This is a genomic window from Frankia tisae (assembly GCF_025403405.1).
In the GTDB taxonomy this organism is placed as follows: Bacteria; Actinomycetota; Actinomycetes; order Frankiales; family Frankiaceae; genus Frankia; species Frankia tisai.
In genome coordinates this window covers 1-2,059 of record NZ_JANEZT010000625.1, presented here as the reverse complement: position 1 = coordinate 2,059, position 2,059 = coordinate 1, and the positions used below count along the sequence as shown (strand labels likewise).

Genomic DNA, 2,059 nt, shown 5'->3' with positions numbered 1-2,059 from the left:
GGGCAGGTGCCGGTGGGGGCGGGGGAAGCTCCTTCGCCGCATCCACGGTGAGCTCTGTCGCCCTGACCGCTGATGTCAACGCCGGGACCGTCAACAAGGGCGACGGCGAGGTCGTCATCACGTGGGGTTCCTCGCAGGACCCCAAGCCCACGAAGCCGTCCACGCCTCCGACATCGACACCCACACCGAGCCCCACATCGAGTCCGAGCGCACCGCCAGGCCCTGCTCCGAAGCCGGCAGCAGCCAACGCCTATGTGATCAACAATTTCGGGAACACGGTCACCCCGATCGACGTGACGACCAATACGGCCGGTGCCCCGATCCGGGTCGGTGCAAGCCCCAGAGGGCTCACGGTCACACCTGATGGCAGGACCGTCTATGTGGCGAACCGGGCCGACAACACGGTGACGCCGATCGATGTGGCCACCAACACCCCTGGTGCCCCGATCCCGGTCGGTCAGTTCCCGTTCGGGGTCGCAGTGACTCCCGACGGCCGGACCGCCTACGTGGTGGACAACGCCAGCGATGACGTGACGCCGATCGATGTGGCCACCAATACTCCCGGTGCCCACATCCCGGTCGGGGACGACGCACACTACGTCGCGATCACCCCCGATGGCAGGACCGCCTACGTCACCAACGCCGCAAGCAACACGGTGACGCCGATCGATGTCGCCACCAACACCCCCGGCACCCCGATCCCAGCCGGGAACAACCCGCAGGGAATTGTGATCACACCCGACGGCAAGACCGTGTACGTCACGGACAACGCCGACGCTGCCAGCGCCACCGTGACGCCGATCGATGTGGCCACCAATACCCCCGGCAAACCGATTCAGGTCAGCGACCGCCCGGTCGGGATCGCGATCACGCCCGATGGCCGAACCGTGTACGTCACCAATGAGCGTGACAACGTGGTGACGCCGATCGATGTGGCCACCAACACCCCCGGCACTCCTATCTCCACCGGAGGCATCGAACCGTTCTACATCGCGGTCACGCCGGACGGCGTGGCCGCCTATGCGGTCAACCGCGACAGCGACACGGTGACGCCGATCGATGTGGCCAGCAACACCGCCGGCACCCCGATCCCCGTCGGTGACCGACCGGTGGGGATCGCGATCAGCGCACCACCGAAGGCCGTACCGCCTCCGGCGGTGTGCGGGACGACCGGTGTGCTGTCCGGGACGACGACAAAGACCTGCACCTATCACACCATCGGATCGGACACCTTCACGGTGCCCGCGGGAGTGGGCTCGGTCGAGGTCGTGGTGACCGGCGCCCAGGGCGGGCACTACTTCATCGCTGGTGACGCGGCGCACCCGTCCCCGGCAGGGGACATCACCGGGCGTCCCGGAGGCGGCGGTGGCCAGGCATCCGGGGCACTGACGGGGCTGAAGGACAACCAGGTCCTGCAGGTGGACGTGGCGGGCAAGGGCGCCAACGGAACCGGGGCCTCGCGCTCGGGCGGAATGAGCAATGGCCCGTCCGGCGGATCGGGAGCACTCGGCGGGTCCGGTGGGTCCGACGCCGGCGTGCCAGGTGGGCCTGGTGATGGTTCCGGTGCGAACGGCGGAACAGCGTTCAACGGTGGTAACGGTTCCGGCGGCGGCGGTTCCTCCGACGTCCGCGTGGCCGCGGCGGGATGTGTCGCACGGAAGTGCGACCAGTCCACCCGGGTGCTGGTCGGTGCCGGCGGAGGCGGCGGCGGCGGCGTCGGCGGGCAGGGCAACGCGCTCGGCGGAGCCGGGGGTGCCGGCGGCGGTGACGTCGGCGCCGACGCTGGGTCGACCGTCGACGGTGGTAACGCCGGACTCCCGGGCAAGGGCGGCACCCAGACCACCGGAGGCACCGGAGGGCTGAACGCGTGCCGGCACGGTGCTGGGAATCCCCCGACCACCGATCCGCTGACCGATCCGCGCTGCGGCGGGGACGGTACTGAAAGCACGTCCGGTGCCGGCGGTGCCGGCGGGGCCGGGAACCTGCCCTGCACCGGGACGCACACCCCGCCCTGCCTGGACCCGACCGCCACCACGTCCGGTGGTGGCGCGGGCGGCGG

1 protein-coding gene is annotated in these 2,059 nt (G+C 70.2%); it reads left to right on the top strand.

Annotated elements, in window-relative coordinates; translation table 11 throughout:
• Positions 1–47: 47 nt before the first annotated feature.
• Positions 48–2,059 (top strand): beta-propeller fold lactonase family protein (locus NBZ85_RS30645; protein WP_261563370.1); only part of this gene is annotated, 2,012 nt, incomplete at its 3' end.